Origin of the sequence: Serratia sp. CC22-02 (assembly GCF_900182895.1) — a bacterium.
Taxonomy (GTDB): domain Bacteria; phylum Pseudomonadota; class Gammaproteobacteria; order Enterobacterales; family Enterobacteriaceae; genus Serratia; species Serratia nevei.
On the sequence record NZ_FXUD01000012.1, the window covers coordinates 20297 to 40631 of the forward strand.

The 20335-nt window shown below is 61.9% G+C and carries 17 protein-coding genes; 8 read left to right on the top strand and 9 right to left on the bottom strand.

Annotated features, from left to right (window positions below; all coding sequences use genetic code 11):
- Window positions 1–75 precede the first annotated feature (75 nt).
- From QOL81_RS24205 to QOL81_RS24215, 3 genes are all read left to right on the top strand, one after another.
- On the top strand, window positions 76–999 hold the full coding sequence (locus QOL81_RS24205; protein ID WP_033644695.1) for an ABC transporter ATP-binding protein: 924 nt from the start codon (window positions 76–78) through the stop codon (window positions 997–999).
- Entirely contained in the window at window positions 996–1766 is a 771-nt protein-coding gene (locus QOL81_RS24210) for an ABC transporter permease (protein WP_004937535.1), read from the top strand. The genes QOL81_RS24205 and QOL81_RS24210 overlap by 4 nt, the downstream gene beginning before the upstream one ends.
- Window positions 1767–1943: 177 nt before the next feature.
- Window positions 1944–3224: a polysaccharide deacetylase family protein gene (locus tag QOL81_RS24215; RefSeq protein WP_055311947.1), complete on the top strand. Its 1281-nt coding sequence runs from the start codon at window positions 1944–1946 to the stop codon at window positions 3222–3224.
- A 34-nt stretch (window positions 3225–3258) separates the two neighbouring features.
- On the opposite strand, the gene panD is transcribed toward QOL81_RS24215, so the two are convergent.
- The 3 genes from panD to panB all read right to left on the bottom strand — a co-directional run bounded on the left by panD (window position 3259) and on the right by panB (window position 5457).
- A complete protein-coding gene (gene panD, locus QOL81_RS24220; protein WP_004937544.1) occupies window positions 3259–3639 on the bottom strand; it encodes an aspartate 1-decarboxylase in 381 nt (126 codons plus the stop codon).
- 145 nt (window positions 3640–3784) lie between these two features.
- Window positions 3785–4639: a pantoate--beta-alanine ligase gene (gene panC, locus QOL81_RS24225; protein ID WP_049200094.1), complete on the bottom strand. Its 855-nt coding sequence runs from the start codon at window positions 4637–4639 to the stop codon at window positions 3785–3787.
- A gap of 23 nt (window positions 4640–4662) precedes the next feature.
- The gene (gene panB / locus QOL81_RS24230; protein WP_004937548.1) at window positions 4663–5457 is read right to left on the bottom strand and encodes a 3-methyl-2-oxobutanoate hydroxymethyltransferase; all 795 of its coding nucleotides are present in this window, start codon (window positions 5455–5457) and stop codon (window positions 4663–4665) included.
- Window positions 5458–5623: 166 nt separating this feature from the next.
- Here panB and qseB point away from each other — a divergent pair, with 166 nt between their 5' ends.
- Both qseB and qseC read left to right on the top strand, forming a co-directional pair.
- Window positions 5624–6286 carry a quorum sensing response regulator transcription factor QseB gene (qseB, locus tag QOL81_RS24235; RefSeq protein WP_004937550.1) on the top strand — a complete coding sequence of 221 codons (663 nt, stop codon included), beginning with the start codon at window positions 5624–5626 and terminating at the stop codon, window positions 6284–6286.
- Window positions 6283–7641 carry a quorum sensing histidine kinase QseC gene (qseC, locus tag QOL81_RS24240; protein ID WP_197757822.1) on the top strand — a complete coding sequence of 453 codons (1359 nt, stop codon included), beginning with the start codon at window positions 6283–6285 and terminating at the stop codon, window positions 7639–7641. The genes qseB and qseC overlap by 4 nt, the downstream gene beginning before the upstream one ends.
- 5 nt (window positions 7642–7646) lie before the next feature.
- Here the strand turns inward: qseC and folK are convergent, their stop codons facing one another.
- The 6 genes from folK to thpR all read right to left on the bottom strand — a co-directional run bounded on the left by folK (window position 7647) and on the right by thpR (window position 12624).
- Window positions 7647–8147, bottom strand: coding sequence for a 2-amino-4-hydroxy-6-hydroxymethyldihydropteridine diphosphokinase (folK, locus tag QOL81_RS24245; protein WP_102985224.1), 501 nt, complete (start codon window positions 8145–8147; stop codon window positions 7647–7649).
- Complete coding sequence (gene pcnB, locus QOL81_RS24250; RefSeq protein ID WP_071591451.1) at window positions 8147–9694, bottom strand: polynucleotide adenylyltransferase PcnB; 1548 nt, start codon at window positions 9692–9694, stop codon at window positions 8147–8149. Before pcnB ends, folK begins: the two co-directional genes overlap by 1 nt.
- Window positions 9695–9755: 61 nt before the next feature.
- Entirely contained in the window at window positions 9756–10667 is a 912-nt protein-coding gene (gluQRS, locus tag QOL81_RS24255) for a tRNA glutamyl-Q(34) synthetase GluQRS (RefSeq protein WP_047729869.1), read from the bottom strand.
- A 72-nt stretch (window positions 10668–10739) separates the two neighbouring features.
- Window positions 10740–11195: an RNA polymerase-binding protein DksA gene (gene dksA, locus QOL81_RS24260; protein WP_004937569.1), complete on the bottom strand. Its 456-nt coding sequence runs from the start codon at window positions 11193–11195 to the stop codon at window positions 10740–10742.
- 182 nt (window positions 11196–11377) lie between these two features.
- On the bottom strand, window positions 11378–12085 hold the full coding sequence (sfsA, locus tag QOL81_RS24265) for a DNA/RNA nuclease SfsA (RefSeq protein WP_004937572.1): 708 nt from the start codon (window positions 12083–12085) through the stop codon (window positions 11378–11380).
- The gene (gene thpR, locus QOL81_RS24270; RefSeq protein WP_060422688.1) at window positions 12082–12624 is read right to left on the bottom strand and encodes an RNA 2',3'-cyclic phosphodiesterase; all 543 of its coding nucleotides are present in this window, start codon (window positions 12622–12624) and stop codon (window positions 12082–12084) included. The genes sfsA and thpR overlap by 4 nt, the downstream gene beginning before the upstream one ends.
- Window positions 12625–12812: 188 nt before the next feature.
- Here thpR and hrpB point away from each other — a divergent pair, with 188 nt between their 5' ends.
- The 3 genes from hrpB (at window position 12813) to fhuA (ending at window position 20312) form a co-directional block, all read left to right on the top strand.
- Window positions 12813–15251, top strand: a complete 2439-nt coding sequence (gene hrpB / locus QOL81_RS24275) for an ATP-dependent helicase HrpB (protein ID WP_197757820.1) — start codon at window positions 12813–12815, stop codon at window positions 15249–15251.
- A gap of 118 nt (window positions 15252–15369) precedes the next feature.
- Window positions 15370–17862, top strand: a complete 2493-nt coding sequence (gene mrcB, locus QOL81_RS24280) for a bifunctional glycosyl transferase/transpeptidase (RefSeq protein ID WP_060441048.1) — start codon at window positions 15370–15372, stop codon at window positions 17860–17862.
- 251 nt (window positions 17863–18113) lie between these two features.
- On the top strand, window positions 18114–20312 hold the full coding sequence (gene fhuA, locus QOL81_RS24285) for a ferrichrome porin FhuA (protein WP_197780015.1): 2199 nt from the start codon (window positions 18114–18116) through the stop codon (window positions 20310–20312).
- The last annotated feature ends 23 nt before the right edge of the window (window positions 20313–20335 follow it).

The window sequence follows — 20335 nt, forward strand, 5'->3', positions numbered from 1 at the left end:
ATTATCGTTATTGTTTCAAGCCTCGCAGACAGGGGCGCGGCGGCATACTCATCGTCATAAGGTACTATTTTACATATGAATTATGCACTGGAATTAGCGCAGCTGACCAAGACTTACGCCGGTGGCGTCAAGGCGCTGCGCGGCATCGACCTGAGCGTCGAGGCGGGGGACTTTTATGCCCTTTTGGGGCCAAACGGCGCCGGTAAATCCACCACCATCGGCATCATCAGCTCGCTGGTGAACAAAACCGCCGGCAGCGTGCGGGTGTTCGGTTACGACATCGATAAAGACATCGTCAACGCCAAGCGCCAGCTCGGCCTGGTGCCGCAGGAGTTCAACTTCAACCCGTTCGAGACCGTGTTGCAGATCGTGGTGAACCAGGCGGGTTACTACGGCGTCACGCGGCGTGAAGCGATGGCGCGCGCCGAAAAATACCTCAACCAGCTGGATCTGTGGGGCAAGCGCAACGAGCGCGCCCGCATGCTGTCCGGCGGCATGAAGCGCCGCCTGATGATCGCCCGCGCGTTGATGCATCAGCCGAAGCTGCTGATCCTCGATGAGCCGACCGCCGGGGTGGATATCGAGCTGCGCCGTTCGATGTGGGGCTTCCTGAAAGAGCTGAATGCCCAGGGCACCACCATTATCCTTACCACCCACTATCTGGAAGAGGCGGAGATGCTGTGCCGCAACATCGGTATCATCCAGAACGGGGAGCTGGTGGAAAACACCTCGATGAAGGGGCTGCTGGCCAAGCTGAAGTCGGAAACCTTTATTCTCGATCTGGCGGCGAAGAGCCCGCTGCCGAAGCTGGACGGTTATCGCAGCCGCCTGACGGATACCTCCACGCTGGAAGTGGAGGTGATGCGCGAGCAGGGGCTGAACGGTTTATTCGCCCAGCTGAGCGCACAGGGCGTGCAGGTGCTGAGCATGCGCAATAAGGCGAACCGCCTGGAAGAGCTGTTTGTCACCCTGGTTAACGGCAATGGAGAAAAAGCATGACGCGTTTGTATTGGGTGGCCTTGCAGAGCATCTGGGCCAAAGAGGTGAACCGCTTCGCGCGCATCTGGATCCAGACCCTGGTGCCGCCGGTGATCACCATGACGCTGTATTTCATCATCTTCGGCAATCTGATCGGCTCGCGCATCGGCGATATGCACGGCTTCAGCTACATGCAGTTCATCGTGCCCGGCCTTATCATGATGGCGGTGATCACCAACTCTTACGCCAACGTAGCCTCGTCGTTCTTCAGCGCCAAGTTCCAGCGCAACATTGAAGAACTGCTGGTGGCGCCGGTGCCGACCCACGTGGTGATCGCCGGCTATGTCGGCGGCGGCGTGGCGCGCGGCATCTGCGTCGGCGTGCTGGTGACCATCATCTCGCTGTTCTTCGTACCGCTGCAGGTACACGCCTGGTGGGTGATTGCGCTGACGCTGTTGTTGACGGCGATCCTGTTCTCGCTGGCGGGGCTGATCAACGCGGTGTTCGCCACCACCTTCGACGACATCAGCCTGATCCCGACCTTCGTCCTGACGCCGCTGACCTACCTGGGCGGGGTGTTTTACTCGCTGTCGCTGCTGCCGCCATTCTGGCAGGCGGTGTCCAAGCTGAACCCCATCGTCTATATGATCAGCGGGTTCCGCTACGGTTTCCTCGGCATCAACGATGTGCCGCTGGCGTTCACCATGGCGGTGCTGGTGGCGTTTATCGCGGTGTTTTACCTGCTGTCCTGGTACCTGATCGAGCGCGGCCGCGGCCTGCGCAGCTGATCGTATCGCGCCCCCGCTTTCCCGGCGGGGGCGCTTTTCTTGATTTGGCGCAGGCGGCGCGTAAATCAATAGAATTGCTCAGATAACCGCTAGTTCCCCGCTGTTCAAATCGTGCTATGCTGGCGCTCCACATTTCCTTCACTTTTGTCATTACGCACTCGTAAGCAGAACATCATCATGCGGCCTCAATACAAGTTAGCGGCTGGGTTACTCGGCATTCTGATGTCGTTGGTTTCCCCTGTGAGCCTGGCGAATCTGCTGTCGGAAGACAGCGCGGTTAAATCTGAATACATGGAAGCGCAGCGCGACAGCGAAGTCTATGCGTTGGTGGGCGAGCATGTGATCCCGGTCGGGGAAGTGAAGCGCGGGCAGCTGATCCAGGTGTTCCCGGCGGATGCGGAGTACTACGAATTCAAATTCGGGCACGGTACCGGCTTTATCGATAAAGACGACGTGCGTGAGCTGAAGAAGTCGCGCAAGGTGCAAGACGATCTGGGCGAGCTGAACAAACCGCTGACCAACCAGAACCTGATCACCCAAAAAACGATCGACGTTTACACCGCGGCGGACAAGGACAGCGAGGTCTTCGGCACGCTGGAAGGCAACCTGCGCTACCCGATCATCGGCAAGCTGAAGGACCGGCTGAACAACACCTGGTACGAGGTCAACATCGGCGATCGGCTGGGGTTCGTCAGTGAGTTGGATTGCGAGATCGATAACGGCATCCCGGTGCTGACTTACCACCACCTGCTGAAAAACGAAGAGAACAAACGTTTCCGCCACACCTCGACCACCACCTCTGACGTGGCGTTCAGCAACCAGATGACCTACCTGAAGCAGGCGGGTTACGACACCATTTCGCTGTATCAGCTGGAAGCCTACCTGAAGAACCAGATCAACCTGCCGGGCAAGGCGATCGTGCTGACCTTCGACGACGGGCTGAAGTCGGTTTATCGCTACGCTTACCCGGTGCTGAAGGATTACGGTTTCCGCGCGACGGCGTTCATCATCTCTTCGCGCATCAAGCGCCACCCGCAGAAATGGAACCCGGACTCGCTGCAGTTTATGAGCGTCTCGGAGCTGAAGCAGATTCAGGACGTGTTCGACGTGCAGTCGCACACCCACTTCCTGCACCGCACCGACGGCAATCGCCAGCCGATTTTGCTGAGCCGTTCGCTGCACAATATCGAGTTCGATTTTGAGCGCTCGCGCCGCGCGCTGTCGCAGTTCAACCCGCATGTGCTGTATCTGTCCTACCCGTTCGGCGGCTATAACCAGCGGGCGATCCAGGCGGCGCAGGATGCCGGTTTCCATCTGGCGGTGACCACGGTGCAGGGCAAGGTGAAACCGGGGGATAACCCCTATACGCTGAAGCGGCTGTATATTCTGCGCACCGACTCGATCCAGACCATGGCGGATCGGATAGCCAACAAGCCGGGCACGGTGGTGGTGCAGTAAGGGAGAACGGGCGCGTAAGGCGCCCGTTTTAGTGTCAGGCGACCTGAACCGGCACGGCTTTCGCCTTACGCTGCAGGTTGTTGTCACCTTCGAAATAGGCGACTTTCGGGTGGTGTTGGCGGGCGTCGGCGTCGGTCATTTGCACATAGGAGCAGATGATCAGCTTGTCGCCCACGCAGGCGCAGCGCGCGGCGGCGCCGTTGACCGAAATGATGCGCGAACCGCGCTCGGCGGCGATGGCGTAGGTGGAGAAGCGCTGGCCGTTATCCACGTTGTAAATATCGATCGCTTCATATTCCAGAATGCCGGCGGCCTCCAGGAAATCCTGGTCAATGGCGCAGGACCCTTCATAGTGCAAGTCAGCCTGAGTGACTTTGACGCGATGCAGCTTGCCTTGCAGCATAGTACGTATCATAGCTTTACCTAACTGAATATCGGCCTTCACAGGCGCTGGGGTTGAACATCTCTCCTGCATCCCTGCAATCTCTATCGTCACCGATTGCCCCGCCGTTGTCTACCAATGGCCTGGGTTTCAGGGTGACGACAGTATAAAAAATGGCTTACAGCGTCAGGTCGACCTGCTGATTGTCGATAAGACGCGCCTTGCCCAGCCAGGCGGCCATCAGCACCACCGCCCGCTGGCTGTCCACCGTCAGCGGCTGCAGGCTGTCGGCGTCGCGAATAAACAGCTCATCCGGCGTAAAGCCGGCGGCGCGCAGCTGCTCGGCGGTCTGCTCCAGCAGCTCTTCGACATGGCGTTCGCCATTAGCCAACTGCTGCGCCAGCGCGTTCATGATCTTGCTCAGCTGCGGAGCGATCTTGCGCTCTTCGGCGGTCAGGTAGCCGTTGCGCGAGCTGAGGGCCAGGCCGTCTTTGGCGCGCACGGTCGGCACGCCGACGATGTCGATGTCGTAACCCATGTCCGCCACCATTTTGCGGATCAGCGCCAGCTGTTGGTAATCCTTCTCGCCGAAGCAGGCTAAATCAGGCTGCACCAGGTTGAACAGCTTGCTGACGATGGTGGAAACGCCGCGGAAGTGGCCCGGCCGGCTTGCGCCTTCCAGGATGCTGGAGATGCCTGGTACGTCGACGTAAGTCTGCTGCTCCAGCCCCTGCGGATAGACCGCGGCCGGGGCCGGCGCGAACACCAGATCGACGCCGCGGCGGGTCAGCTTCTCGCTGTCTTCCTGCAGCGTGCGCGGGTAGCGCGCCAGATCGTCCGGCCGATCGAACTGCATCGGGTTGACGAAGATGCTCACCACCACCACGTCGGCGCGCGCGCGCGCTTCATCGACCAGCGTCATATGGCCGTCGTGCAGGTTGCCCATGGTCGGCACCAGCGCGATGCGTTTGCCTTCCTGGCGCCAGCGGCGGATCTGCTGACGCAGCATCGGCAGGGTTTCGATAATAATCATTGGGTGACTCCTGGAACCATCGCTTAGTTAAAAGAGTGTTCAGCCGCCGGGTAGAGGCCTTGCTCCACTTCCTGAATGTAGTGCTGCACCGCCGTGCGGATATCGCCGCTCTGCGCCAGGAAGTTCTTGGCGAACTTCGGCGTGTGGCCGCCGGTGATGCCGAAGGCGTCGTGCATCACCAGGATCTGGCCGTCGGTGCCGTTGCCGGCGCCGATGCCGATGACCGGAATGGACAACGCTTCGGTGATCTGGCGCGCCAGCTCGGTCGGCACGCATTCCAGCACCAGCAGCTGAATGCCGGCCAGTTCCAGATTCTGTGCGTCCTGCAACAGCTGTTTGGCGGCCAGTTCGTCGCGTCCTTGTACCTTATAGCCGCCGAACACGTTGACCGACTGCGGCGTCAGGCCCAGGTGGCCGCACACCGGTACCGCGCGCTCGGCGAGCATTTTCACCGTGTCGCACAGCCAGCTGCCGCCTTCCAGTTTCACCATGTTGGCGCCGGCGCGCATCAGCTCGGCGGCGTTGGCGAAGGTCTGTTCCGGGGTGGCGTAACTCATGAACGGCAGATCGGCCAACAGCAGGCAGGCCGGCGCGCCGCGGCGCACAGCGCGAGTGTGGTAGGCCACGTCGGCGACGGTGACCGGCAGCGTGGAGTCGTGGCCCTGCAGCGTCATGCCCAGCGAATCGCCCACCAACAGGACTTTGATGCCTTGCTCTTCAAACAGTTTGGCAAAGCTGGCATCGTAGGCGGTAAGGGTAGCAAACTTGCGCTGCTCCTGTTTCCACTGGCGCAAGTGGGTCACGGTGGTGGGTTTCATCACAACGTCTCCTGAAACGGGCCGTGCGGCGTACGCAGGCCCAGGCTGCAAAAAAGTGCAGTCATTCTACTGTAACCCGATCGGGGTGGGTAGCGCGGATCGCCATGCTTAAGCGGTTCTTAAGAACCTTGTGGTGCAATGGCGCCAAGACTCAAAAGGGATACTCATGCGAATTTTGCTGATCGAAGATGACAAACTGATCGGGGACGGCATCAAGGCCGGGCTGACCAAACTCGGCTTCAATCTGGACTGGTTCACCGACGGCGCCGTCGGCAAAAATGCGCTGGACAGTGCGCCGTACGACGCGGTGATCCTCGATCTCAGCCTGCCGGGCCTCGACGGCCTGGATCTGCTGCGCCAGTGGCGCCAGGCCGGGCAGGACGTGCCGGTCCTGATCCTCACCGCCCGCGACGCGCTGGAGCAGCGGGTCAGCGGGCTGCAAAGCGGTGCCGACGATTATCTGTGCAAGCCGTTCGCGCTGGCCGAAGTGGCGGCGCGCCTGCAGGCGCTGATCCGCCGTCGCCACGGCCAACTGATGCCGCAGCTGACGCACGGCAACGTGGTGTTCGACAGCGCCACCCGCAGCGTGAGCTGCAACGGCGAGCCGGTGACGCTGACGCCGCGCGAATTGGCGGTGCTGGAACTGTTTCTGCACAACAAGGGGCGGGTGCTGGCGCGGCCGTTGATTCAGGAGAAGCTGTACAACTGGGATGACGAGGTGAGCAGCAACGCGGTGGAGGTACATATTCACCACCTGCGGCGCAAGCTGGGCAACGGCTTCATCCGTACCATCCACGGCGTGGGTTACACGCTGGGGGATGCGCCGTGAAGCGTCTCAGCCTGCGGCTGCGCCTGATCCTGATCTTCAGCCTGCTGGCGCTGCTGACCTGGAGCACCGCCAGCGTGGTGGCCTGGGTGATGTCGCGCAACACCATCAACGAAGTGTTCGACACCCAACAGATGCTGTTCGCCAAACGGCTGGCGACCGCCAACCTCGGCGATCTGCTGGCCGATGAAAGTGCGCGCAGCCTGCCGAAAACCAAGAAGCTGGTGCATCACGGCAAGCGCGGCGAGCAGGACGACGACGCGCTGGCGTTCGCCATCTTCGATCGCCAAGGCAAGATGCTGCTCAACGACGGCGAGAACGGCGCCGACTTCCTGTTTGACGGGGAGCGTGAAGGTTTTACCGACGGCGAGCGCAAAGGCGATGACGACAGTTGGCGCCTGGTATGGTTGACCAGCCCGGACGGGCGCTACCGCATCGTGGTCGGCCAGGAGTGGGATTACCGGCGCGATATGGCGCTGGGCATGGTGACCGGCCAACTGGTGCCCTGGCTGGCGACGCTGCCGGTGCTGATGCTGCTGATCGCGCTGATGGTCGGGCGGGAGCTGCGGCCGCTGCGCACTGTGGCGGCCGGTTTGCGCCGGCGCGCACCCGATGACGCGACGCCGCTGGACGCGCGCCAGGTGCCGACCGAGGTGCGTCCGCTGGTGGATGCGCTCAATGCGCTGTTCACCCGCATCAACGCTCTGCTGGTGCGGGAGCGGCGTTTCACCTCCGATGCCGCGCACGAGTTGCGCAGCCCGCTGGCGGCGCTGCGGGTGCAGACCGAAGTGGTGCAACTGGCGGGGGACGATGCGCCGATGCGCGAGCACGCGCTGGACAATCTGACGCTCGGCATCGATCGCGCGACCCGGCTGGTGGATCAGCTGCTGACGCTGTCGCGGCTGGATTCGCTGTCGGATCTGGCCGAACTGGCGCCGATCGACTGGAACGATCTGGTGACGATGACCCTGGCGGAGCAGGATCGGCAGGCCCATGCGGCGGGCGTGACGCTGCGCTATGAACATCGGGGAACGCCGCCGCCGCGTCAGGGGGAAACCTTGCTGCTGTCGCTGCTATTGCGCAACCTGCTGGATAACGCGGTGCGCTACACCCCGCAGGGCGGCGTCGTCACCGTGACGCTGAGCGAACGCTCGCTGACGGTGGAGGACGACGGTCCGGGGGTCACCACGGAACATCTGGCGCGGCTCGGAGAACGCTTCTATCGCCCGCCGGGGCAGGAGCAAACCGGCAGCGGGCTGGGGCTCTCGATCGTGCAGCGTATCGCCGGCTTGCATGGCCTACAGGTCAGTTTCGCCAATCGCCCGGCGGGCGGGTTCGTTGCGCGGCTGGCGCTGTAGGTGGGTCAGGACTTGGGTTTTGGCTGATGCCACAGCGCCATGCCGTTTGCCGGCACGCGCTTGAGGCAGCTGGCGAGCGGCTCGCCATCGGGGAAAATCAGGTCGGGGGCGATTTCCGCCAGCGGGTAGAGCATGAATTCGCGCTCTTTCAGGCCGTAATGCGGCACCGTCAGGCGCTCGGTATGGATCACCTTGTCGCCGTACAGCATGATGTCCAGATCGAGCGTGCGCGGCCCCCAGCGTTCATCCTTGCGCACACGCCCCTGATTGCGTTCTATCGCCTGGGTATGGTCGAGCAGCTGTTCGGGCGGCAACAGGGTATCCAGCGCCACCACCGCGTTGAGAAAGTCCGGCTGGTTTTGCGGCCCCAGCGGCTTGGTGCGGTAAAACGAAGAACAGGTGACCAGCCGGGTGCGCGGGAGATGCTCCAGCGCCTCCAGTGCGGCTTTAACCTGTTGCAGCGGCTGCGCCAGGTTGCTGCCCAGCGCGATATAAACGCGGATCATTATGCCCCTTCTTTACGCGGTGCCCGGCGGCGAGGGCGGCGTTGACGCGCGCGGCGCGGCGCCGGATCGTCCCCCAGGGTGCTCAGCATGGCTTTCTGCCGCGCCGGCGTGGCGTCCTGGAATTCGCCCCACCACTCGGCCAGACGCAGCATCTCCTGATTGTCTTCCACTTCCGCACGCAGCGCCAGCAGATCATAGGCGGCGCGGAATTTCGGGTGCTCCATCAGCTTGTGCGCGCGTTTGCCCTGGCGGCGGGACAGGCGCAGCTGCAGCTGCCAGATATCGCGCACCAGCGTGGTGATGCGTTTCGGGATGGCCAGCGAACGGCACTGCTCGTCGAGTACGTCGTTCATCGCCAGCGCGAAGGCGTCGTAGTAGGCCAGGCCGCTTTCCTGCGCCAGCTTCTGCGCATGCTCCAGCAGCGGGTACCACAGCATGGCGGCAAACAGGAAGGCCGGGTTGACGCGCATGTCGTTCTGCAGACGGTGATCGGTGTTCTTCAGCACCTGCACCAGAATGCGCTCCATCGGCGTATCGTGGTTCGGCGTGAAGTTGCGGGCGATCAGCGGGAACAGCGGTTGGAACAGCTGGTATTCGCACAGCTTCAGGTAGGTCTGGAAACCGTAACCCGCCTGCAGCAGCTTGAGGGATTCTTCGAACAGGCGCGCCGGCGGGATCTCATGCAGCAGCGAGGCCAGGCGCGGGATCGGCTCGGCGGTTTCTTCGCTGATGCGCATATCCAGCTTGGCGGCGAAGCGCACCGCGCGCAGCATGCGCACCGGATCTTCGCGGTAGCGGGTTTCCGGATCGCCAATCAGGCGAATCACGCCCTGTTTCAGATCGTTCAGGCCGCCGACGTAATCGCGCAGAGTGAAATCCGCCACGCCGTAGTACAGGCTGTTGATGGTGAAATCACGGCGCTGGGCGTCTTCCTCGATCGAGCCGAAGATGTTGTCGCGCAGCAGCATGCCGTTTTGCGCCTGCTGGGACGAGTTCTTGTCGGATTCCTGATTTTGTTCGTGGTGGCCGCGGAAAGTGGCCACTTCGATGATCTCCGGCCCGAACATCACGTGCGCCAAGCGGAAGCGGCGGCCGACCAGGCGGCAGTTGCGGAACAGCTTGCGCACTTGCTCCGGCGTAGCGTTAGTGGTGATGTCGAAGTCTTTCGGCTTTTTGCCGAGCAACAGATCGCGCACGCCGCCGCCGACCAGATAGGCTTCGTAGCCGGACTTGTTCAGGCGGTAAAGCACTTTCAGCGCATTTTCGCTGATGTCTTTGCGGGAGATCGAGTGCTGTTCGCGCGGGATCACGGTCATCGAGTCGTTGCTCTCGGCGATAGGAAAAGGCGGACGCTTGCGCGGCGTTGAGCGGCGGGCAGGGGCGTTGCTGCCGTTATCGGCGGCGCGCGGCTGCGGCGCAGGGCGGCTTGGCGCCGCAGCACGCTCTTCGCGGACTACGTTTTTATCGCCGGCCGCCGCGTCGTCGCGGGGCAGCTTGTCATCGCGGGTCAGTACCTTACGACAGAAGTTGGCTACTCGGGTAAAAATGGTACACCTCGATAGTGACTGATAAAAATGGAGCTAACAAAAAATAGCGGCTAATCATAGCTCACCATGGCTCCTTTGAGAATGCCGGCGTGTTTTCATCCAGAGGGATAGCCTCCTGACGCGGCACGTTTTCCAACCGCCAATGTGCGACCGCCCAGCTCAATAATAATGGCAGGTCAAGATCTTGCCAGCTTTCCGGCAGCGGTTGGCGCAGAAATTTCAGCGCGGCGATCAGCACCGGGCGCGGATCGCCGGCGGGCAACGCCGGCGCATGGTTTTGCTTCGACAGCTTAATGCCGTTGGCGCCCAGCGCCAGCGGCAGATGCACATAGGCGGGCACCGGCGCCTGCAGCTGGCGGTAGAGGGCGATTTGGCGCACCGTCGGCTCGATCAGATCGGCACCGCGCACAATCTCGGTCACGCCCTGAAAATGGTCGTCGATCACCACCGCCAGGTTGTAGGCGAACAGCCCGTCGCGGCGGCGAATGATAAAGTCTTCCCCCGCCAGCGCCGGATCGGCGTGCAATTCTCCCTGCAGGCGATCGTGGAACCCGTAAACGGGCGCGGTCTGGCGTAAGCGGATGGCGGCACCCTGTGGGCCGAGCTGCAAATCGCGGCAGTGGCCGTCGTACAACCCGCCGATCTGCTGGATGCGGCTGCGGGTGCAGGTGCAGTAATAGCTGAGCCCCTGGCGCTGCAACAGATCCAGCGCGGCGCGATAGGCGTCGTGACGTTGGGATTGATAGATGACCTGGCCGTCCCAGTGGAGACCATAATGTTCCAGCGCGGACAGGATGCGAGCGGCGGCGCCGGGGACTTCGCGCGGCGGGTCGATATCTTCGATGCGAACCAGCCACTGCCCGCGTTGGGCGCGAGCCTGAAGGTAGCTTCCCAGAGCGGCAATCAGCGAACCGAAATGCAGATCCCCGGAAGGCGATGGGGCAAAGCGCCCCACATAATGACTTTCTTGCATATCAGAGGGGGGAGGTTCCCTTTTCTCTGTGCGGCGCACGCAGGTGCGCACGCCGCAGCGGTAACAACGGTATTAGCCGGCCATCTGCTTTTCGCGGATCTCAGCCAGCGTCTTGCAGTCGATGCACAGATCGGCGGTCGGACGCGCTTCGAGGCGACGAATGCCGATCTCCACGCCGCAAGATTCGCAGTAGCCGAAATCATCGTCTTCCACTTTCTTCAGCGTTTTCTCGATCTTTTTGATCAGTTTGCGTTCACGGTCACGGTTACGCAGTTCAAGGCTGAACTCTTCTTCCTGGGTAGCACGGTCGGCCGGATCAGGGAAGTTGGCTGCCTCTTCTTGCATATGCGATACAGTACGGTCCACTTCGTCCCTGAGCTGGTTGCGCCACGCTTCAAGAATGCGCTTGAAATGCGACAACTGGGCGTCGTTCATGTACTCTTCGCCCGGCTTCTCTTGGTACGGCTCCACCCCAGCGATGGCGAGAATGCTCAAGGACGAGGTTTTACGGTTTTGCCCTTCTTGCATGTTGCTTCTCCTACATACACACGCACTATCGAATCCCCAATGCGGGGGAAAAACAGGCCGCTATAAATAACAGAAGGAAGGTAGGTTGGCAATTATTCCTGTCGCCCGCTTGACAATCGTGTGAAGGAGGGCGTATTTGGCGATCGTGCTGGCCGGTTGTCTATTTATGGGACCCGACTGCGCTAATCGATAAAAAACGGCAGCTTATCGCAGAGATAAATACCGTCAGGTGATAACTTTGCCCCGTAACAAACCACTTCCACTCCCAACTGCCGGACCTGTGCCAACAGCGCCGCATAGCGCTCATCTATATGATGTGCCGGTGCGACCTGCTCAATACCGCTGTGTAACACGGCAAAGAACAACACCGCCCGTTGCCCGCTTTCAACCACGCTGAGCAACTCACGCAGGTGCTTTTGCCCTCTGAGCGTTACCGCATCAGGAAAGTAACCACGTTGTTGTTGCAGTAATGTGACTGACTTAACTTCAATATAGCAGTTAACCCGATTTTCTGCCTGTAATAACAAATCGATACGGCTGTTTTCACCGCCGTATTTCACTTCGCCGCTGATTTTACTGTAACCGGATAATTCATTGATTAAATTGTGTTCAATTGCCTCGCGCACCAGCGCGTTGGCGCGCAGGGTATTGACGCAGATCCAGTGCCCCTGTTGGGTATGGGTCAACTCCCAGCTGTGGGCGTATTTGCGCTTGGGGTTATCCGAGGTGGAGTACCAAACGGTATCGCCGGGCGTGGCGCAGCCGGTCATGGCGCCGGTATTGGCGCAGTGCAGCGTAAAGGTTTCCCCTTCCGGGGTGATCACGTCCGCCAGAAAGCGTTTGTAACGTTTGATCAGCGTGGCGGAACGCAGCGGTGGAGAGAAAATCATGCGGATGCCTGCTTGGCCAGCGGCCACTGTTCGAGGTGTTGATAGCGGGTGCGGCCGTTTTCGAACACCGACTCATATAAGGAAAAGGCGTCGGCGCTGAACGCCCAGCCCGGCGTCGCCGGCGGGATCGCCACCGGCTGGGTGGCGGCGCGCAACAGCGTGATGTGCGGATGGAACGGCAGCGCGCTTTGATGGCAGCCGTTGCGGGCGGCCTGCGAACGCAGCAGCTCGGCCAGCTGCAGCAGCCCGCGCGGCGCGCGGCGGGTGCCGAGCCAGACCACGCCGGGGCGCGGCCAATGGCCGAGGTCGTCGAGCCGCATGCTGAAGCCGGGTTGCACTATGCGGCCGGCCAGTTTGCGCAGCGCCAGCTCTTTCTGCGCGGTGACCTCGCCGAGAAACGCCAGCGTCAGGTGCAAATTAGCCGCCGCCACCGGTCGGCCGGCCTCCGGCGCAAACGCCTCGGCGCGCCAGCGGATCACCTGCTGTTGCAGGGCATCAGGCAAGGACAGGGCGAAAAACAGGCGGCGCGAATTGGACATGGGGGCTCGGTAAATAATGACAAATCCGTCGGGACAGACATGGATGCGGCTTGCAACGGTCTCGCGCGAAGCGGGACGCATGGACGAGGTCCGTACTATAGCTAACGCCGCCGCAGTTTGAAAGGCTACGGGGACAAAGCTAATGCTACACTGTACGCCGTTTAACGTTAACCACCACGGAGAGTTCAGTGTCTTCATTGCCCGTCAGCGCGGTGCTTGATGAGTTGCTGGCTGCGTTGCAGTCCGCTCCTCAGGTGCTGTTGCACGCCCCGACCGGCGCCGGTAAATCCACCTGGCTGCCGCTGCAGATCCTGGCTAAGGCCGGGTTGCCGGGGCGCATTATCATGCTGGAGCCGCGGCGGCTGGCGGCGAAAAACGTCGCCTATCGCCTGGCGCAGCAACTGGGGGAGGAGCCCGGCCAGACCGTGGGCTACCGCATGCGCGCCGAAAGTAAAAGCGGGCCGCAAACCCGGCTGGAAGTGGTGACGGAAGGCATTCTCACCCGCATGCTGCAGCAGGACGCCGAACTGCAGGGCGTGTCGCTGGTGATCCTCGATGAGTTCCACGAACGCAGCCTGCAGGCCGATCTGGCGCTGGCGCTGCTGCTCGACGTGCAGCAAGGGCTGCGCGACGATCTGAAACTGCTGATCATGTCGGCCACCCTGGACAACGCTCGCCTGTCGCAGCTGCTGCCGGAAGCGCCGGTGGTGGTGTCCGAGGGGCGCAGCTTCCCGGTTGAGCGTCTGTATCAGCCGTTGGCCAGCCATCAGCGGCTGGAAGATGGCATAGCGGCGGCGGTGAAGCGGTTGCTGGCCGAACAGCCGGGATCTTTGCTGCTGTTCCTGCCGGGCGTGGCGGAGATCAATCGGGTGCTGGAGCGATTGACCGGCGAGGTGGCGAGCGATACCGATCTTTGCCCGCTGTATGGCGCGCTGCCTTTGGCGCAGCAGCAAAAGGCGATCCAACCGGCGGCGTCTGGCCGCCGCAAGGTGGTGCTGGCGACCAACATCGCCGAAACCAGCCTGACGATCGAGGGCATTCGGCTGGTGGTGGACAGCGGCCTGGAGCGCGTGGCGCGCTACGACGTGCGCAACGGTTTGACGCGGCTGGCGACGCAGCGCATCAGTCAGGCGTCGATGGTGCAGCGCGCCGGACGCGCCGGGCGCCTGGAGCCGGGCATTTGCTGGCATCTGTTCGCCAAAGAACAGGCGGAGCGCGCGGCGGAACACGCCGAACCGGACATTTTACAGAGCGATCTCACCGGCTTCTGGCTCGAACTGCTGCAGTGGGGATGCCATGATCCGGCGCAGCTGACCTGGCTGGATGCGCCTCCGGCGGCGGCATTGGCGGCGGCCAGGGTGTTGCTGCACCGGCTGGGGGCCACGGATGACGGCGGCAAACTTACCGCCCCGGGGCGCCAGATGGCCGCGCTGGGGTGCGAGCCGCGGCTGGCGGCGATGCTGGTCGCCGGCGCGGCGCTGAGTGCCGACGGCCTGGCGACGGCGGCGTTGCTGGCGGCATTGCTGGAAGAACCGCCGCGCGGCGGGCAGATGGATATCGGCTACTGGCTGAGCCGCCCGCAACCGAACTGGCGGCAGCGCGCCGCGCAGTTGGCCAAACGCCTGCCGCAACGTGCGGGGCAAATCGACGTCGATCTGGCGCCGCGCCTGTTGGCGCAGGCGTTTACCGATCGTATCGCCCAGCGCCGAGGCCAGGACGGCCGCTACCTGCTGGCCAACGGTCTGGGGGCGGCGATGAACCAGGACGAGGCGCTGTCGCGCGCACCCTGGCTCATCGTCCCCAGCCTGTTGCAGGGCCACAACAGCCCCGATGCGCGTATCCTGTTGGCGTTGCCGGTGGATATCGACGCGCTGGCGGCGCAGCTGCCGGCGATCGTCACACAGCGCACGGCGGTGGAGTGGGATGACGAGAAGGGCACGCTGCGCGCCTGGAAGCGCCAGCAGATCGGCCGTCTGACGCTGCGCGCCCAGCCGCTGGCCAAACCGGCGGATGAAGAGCTGCAGCAGGCGCTGCTCGATTGGGTGCGCGCACAGGGGCTGGCGGTGCTCAACTGGGAGGGCGCCGCCGAGCAATTGCGGGTGCGCCTGCAGTGCGCGCAAGCCTGGCTGCCGGAGGCGGAATGGCCGGCGGTGGACGAAGAACCCCTGCTGGCGGCGCTGGAGCAGTGGCTGTTGCCGTCGCTGAACGGCGTGCGCGATTTGCGCGGTTTGAAGCAGGTCAACATCGCCGAGGCGCTGTCCCGTTTGCTGGATTGGCAGCAAAAGCAGCGGCTGGATAATGCGCTACCCACTCATTACACTGTGCCGACCGGCAGCCGCCTGCCGATCCGTTATGAGGCCGGCAAACCGCCGGCGCTGGCGGTGCGTTTACAGGAAGTGTTCGGCGAGCAGCGCAGCCCGATGTTGGCGGAGGGTCGCATCCCGGTGGTGCTTGAGTTACTCTCACCGGCGCACCGGCCGTTGCAAATCACCGGCGATCTGGCGGCCTTCTGGCAAGGCGCCTATCGCGAGGTGCAAAAAGAGATGAAGGGCCGCTACCCGAAACACGTTTGGCCGGACGATCCGGCCACGGCGGTACCGACGCGCCGAACGAAGAAATATCAGTAGGTCGCGATCATTTAAGGTTTGGAATTCAGATGTTTCTTCTGGTCAGCGCTGCGGCGTAGGCACAGATTAAGCGACTAATCATGGCCGGCAGTGTCGGCAAGCTCGGAGAACAACAGCCATGGCTGGGGATGACCGCGAGCCCATCGGGCGCAAAGGAAAACAACCAAAAAGCACCGCGTCGCGCAAGCCGCCGCGCCGTCGCCGAGACGACGATTATGACGATTACGAAGAAGACGAGTATGACGATGATGAGTATGAAGAGGAGGAGGAACGCATGCCGCGTAAGGTAAAAGCGACTCCGCCGCGTAAAAAACGCCGCTGGCTCGGCCTGTTTATCAAACTGATCCTGGTGATCGCCGTCCTGTTGGCGATCTATGGCGTCTACCTGGATTCCCAGATCCGCAGCCGTATCGACGGTAAAGTCTGGCAGCTGCCGGCGGCGGTGTACGGTCGCATGGTCAATCTGGAACCGGGCATGCCGTACAGCAAGAAGGAGATGGTCAACCTGCTGGAAGGCATGCAGTATCGCCAGGTCAGCCGCATGACGCGCCCGGGCGAGTTTACCGTGCAGGCCAACAGCATCGAGATGCTGCGCCGCCCGTTCGACTTCCCGGATGGTAAAGAAGGGCAGATCCGCGCCCGTCTCGACTTCCAGAACAACCGTTTGGCGAAGATCGAAAACCTGGACAGCGGCCGCAGTTTCGGCTTCTTCCGCCTCGATCCGCGTCTTATCACCATGCTGCAGTCGCCGAACGGTGAACAGCGTCTGTTCGTGCCGCGCTCCGGTTTCCCGGATCTGCTGGTGGATACGCTGATCGCCACGGAAGACCGCCACTTCTATGAGCATGACGGCATCAGCCCCTACTCCATCGGCCGTGCGGTGCTGGCCAACCTGACCGCCGGGCGTGCGGTGCAGGGCGGCAGTACGCTGACGCAGCAGCTGGTGAAGAACCTGTTCCTGAGCAACGAACGTTCGCTGTGGCGTAAGGCTAACGAAGCCTATATGGCGCTGCTGGTGGATTACCGTTACAGCAAGGACCGCATTCTGGAGCTGTATCTGAACGAGGTGTACCTCGGCCAGAGCGGCAGCGACCAGATCCGCGGCTTCCCGCTGGCCAGCCTGTACTACTTCGGCCGTCCGGTGGACGAGCTGAGCCTCGATCAGCAGGCGCTGCTGGTCGGCATGGTCAAGGGCGCGTCGCTGTACAACCCGTGGCGTAACCCGAAACTGGCGCTGGAGCGCCGCAACCTGGTGCTCAAGCTGCTGCAGAACCAGGGCGTGATCGACGGCGAGCTGTATGACATGCTGAGCGCGCGTCCGCTGGGCGTGCAGCCGAAAGGCGGCGTCATTACGCCACAGCCGGCGTTTATGCAGATGGTGCGTCAGGAACTGCAGACCAAGCTGGGCGATAAGGTCAATGACCTGTCCGGCGTGAAGATCTTCACCACGCTGGATCCGGTGTCGCAAGACGCGGCGGAAAAAGCGGTTGAAGACGGCATCCCGGCGCTGCGCGCCGCGCGTCACCTGCAGGATCTGGAGGCGGCGATGGTGATCGTCGATCGCTTCAGCGGTGAAGTGCGCGCCATGGTCGGCGGCGCCAACCCGCAGTTCGCCGGCTTCAACCGCGCCATGCAGGCGCGCCGCCTGGTCGGCTCGCTGGCCAAGCCGCCGACGTACCTGACCGCGCTGTCCGAACCGGATAAATACCGCCTCAATACCTGGCTGGCGGATGCGCCGCTGTCGCTGAAACAGCCGAACGGCGCCGTCTGGCAGCCGAACAACTATGACCGTAAATTCCGCGGTCAGGTGATGCTGGTGGATGCGTTGGCCAACTCGCTGAACGTGCCGACGGTGAACCTCGGCCTGTCGGTCGGGCTGGATCAGATCAGCGCTACGCTGCAACGCCTGGGTATCCCGAAAGCGGAGATCAACCCGGTGCCATCGATGCTGTTGGGGGCGATCGGCCTGACGCCGATGGAAGTCGCTCAGGAGTACCAGACCATCGCCAGCGGCGGTAACCGTGCGCCGCTGTCGGCGGTGCGTTCGGTGATCGCCGAAGACGGCACGGTGCTGTACCAGAGCTTCCCGCAGGCGGAACGCATGGTGCCGGCGCAGGCCGCTTACCTGACGCTGTACGCGATGCAGCAGGGCGTGGCGCGCGGGACTTCCCGCTCGCTGTCGGTGAAGTTCCCGAACTACAACCTGGCGGCGAAAACCGGTACCACCAACGATCTGCGCGACAGCTGGTTCGCCGGCATCGACGGCAAGGAAGTGGCGATCGCCTGGGTCGGGCGCGACAACAACGGCCCGGCCAAGCTGACCGGCGCCAACGGCGCGTTGACCCTGTATCGCCGTTATCTGGAAAACCAGACGCCGCTGCCGCTGATGCTGCAGCCGCCGGAAGGCATTAACCAGATGAACATCGACTCTGCCGGCAACTTTATCTGCGGCGGCGGCAGCTGGCGCACCATCCCGGTCTGGACCGACAATCCGCAGGGATTGTGCCAGGCCAGCCAGGCGGCGGTGCAGCAACAGCAGCAACCGGCGGCGGGTGAGCAAAAAGATGGCGATGGCGTCGCCGGCTGGATCAAGGATATGTTCGGCCAGTAATCGCTACCGGGGCGTCGGCCCCGGTGAAAATTTTTTCTTTGTTATTAAGCCCGTAACCTTGGTTGCGGGCTTTTTTATTTTTCTGCTCGTTTTATTTCCCTGTTAACCGCATGGCTAAGCGCCTAATCCTTAACCTATTTGCCCTATGAATTCGGCTTGCAGTTTAATTTGGCTTCTGCATAAAATGCGACGCTTATAATAATTATTATCGTTTACATTCGTCATTTAATTATTCATCAGAGAAATCAACTATGCCGACCAAGCGTCTTTCATCATCCGCGGCCAAGCAGGGCCGTACCCCCGTCAGCGCGTTAGCGATCACCGTCGCTGCGGCGTTGGGCACGCTGGCGATGCCGGCTTTTTCCGCCGACGCCAAGCCGGCCGCCAAGGAAGACACGATTACCGTTGTAGGCGGTAGCAATACCGCCCAGCAGGAAAGCGCCTGGGGGCCGGTCGGCACCTATGTCGCCAAACGCAGCGCCACCGGCACCAAAACCGATACGCCGATCGAGAAGAACCCGCAGTCCGTTTCCGTGGTGACGCGTGAAGAGATGGACATGCGTCAGCCGGATACGGTGAAAGGCGCGCTGGCCTATGCGCCGGGCGTATTTGCCAGCCGCGGCAGCTCCACGACCTATGATGCGGTGGCGATCCGCGGCTTCCCGGCCACCAACACCACCCAGTATCTGGATGGGTTGCGGTTGCTGGGCGACAACTACAGCGAAGCGTCCATCGATCCTTATTTCCTCGAGCGCGCCGAGCTGCTGCGCGGCCCGGTCTCGGTGCTGTACGGCAAAAGCAACCCGGGTGGTTTGGTCTCGATGGTCAGCAAGCGGCCAACCACCGAGCCGCTGCGCGAAATCCAGTTCAAAATGGGCACCGATAACCTGTTCCAGACCGGTTTCGATTTCAGCGACGCGCTGGACGATCAGGGTATCTATTCTTACCGCCTGACCGGCCTGGCGAAAGACAGCGATTCGCAGCAGAACATGAGCAAAGAGAAGCGCTATGCGATCGCGCCGTCCTTTAGCTGGCGTCCGGATGACAAAACCAACTTCACGCTGTTGGCCAACATTCAAAACGATCCCTATACCGGTTATTACGGCTGGCTGCCGAAGCAGGGCACGCTGATTCCGCTGCCGAACGGCGGTAAGCTGCCGACCGATTTCAACGAAGGCGAAGCCAGCAACTACACCTCCCGCAAACAGCGGATGATCGGCTACAGCTTCGAACATGCCTTCAACGATACCTGGGCGGTGCGCCAGAATCTGCGCTATATGCAGCTGGAAACCGACATGAAGAGCATCTATGGCAGCGGCGTTTCTGCGGCGACGCCGACGACGATTAATCGCGCCTATGTCCAGTCGAAAGAACACCTGAACAATTTCTCTGTGGATACCCAGGCGCAGGCGAAGGTGAAAACCGGCGATATCGACCACACGCTGTTGTTCGGCGTGGACTACATGCGCATGCGTAACGATATCAATGCCGCATTTGGCTCTGCGGACGGTCTGAGCATGACCAATCCGCAATACGGGAATGACGCGGTCAATATCAACTTCCCCTACCATTACCTGAACCGTCAGGAACAAACCGGCCTGTATGTGCAGGAGCAAGGGGAGTGGAACCAGTGGCTGTTGACGCTGGGCGGGCGCTATGACTGGGCGAAGACTTCCGCTTATAACCGCGATGTGAGTTCGACGAGCCAGCAGACCGATCGCCAGTTCACCTGGCGCGGCGGCCTCAACTACTTGTTCGACAACGGCGTGACGCCGTATTTCAGCTACAGCGAATCGTTTGAACCGAATCTGGGCACGACGCAAGGGGGTAGCACCTTCAAGCCGTCGATCGGCAAGCAGTATGAAGCCGGCGTGAAATACGTGCCGAAGGATCGCCCAATCGTGCTGACCGGCGCCCTGTATCAGCTGACCAAGAACAACAACCTGACGCCGGACCCGACCAATGCACAGTTCAGCGTGCAGAGCGGCGAAATCCGTTCACGCGGCGTGGAGCTGGAAGCCAAGGCGGCGTTGAATGCCAACGTCAACCTGATCGCCTCCTATACCTATACCGATGCGAAGTACACCAAGGACAACACCTATCAAGGCAAACCGACCGTCGAAGTGCCGAAACACATGGCTTCGCTGTGGGCGGATTACACCTTCCACGAAACGGCGGTGAGTGGCCTGACGCTGGGTTCCGGCGTGCGTTACGTCGGCTCCAGCTCGAGCTTCAACAGCGATAATTCCGCCTTCAAGGTGCCGGACTACACGCTGGTGGACGCTACCATTAAATACGATCTGGCGCGCTTTGGCCTGCCGGGCTCGTCCGTGGGCGTCAACATCAACAACCTGTTCGACAAGACCTACGTGTCGAGCTGCTACCGCGACTACGCCTGCTACTGGGGCGCAGAACGCCAGGTGGTCGCCACCGCAACCTTCCGTTTCTAACCGGATAGCCGGGGCGGCGCCGC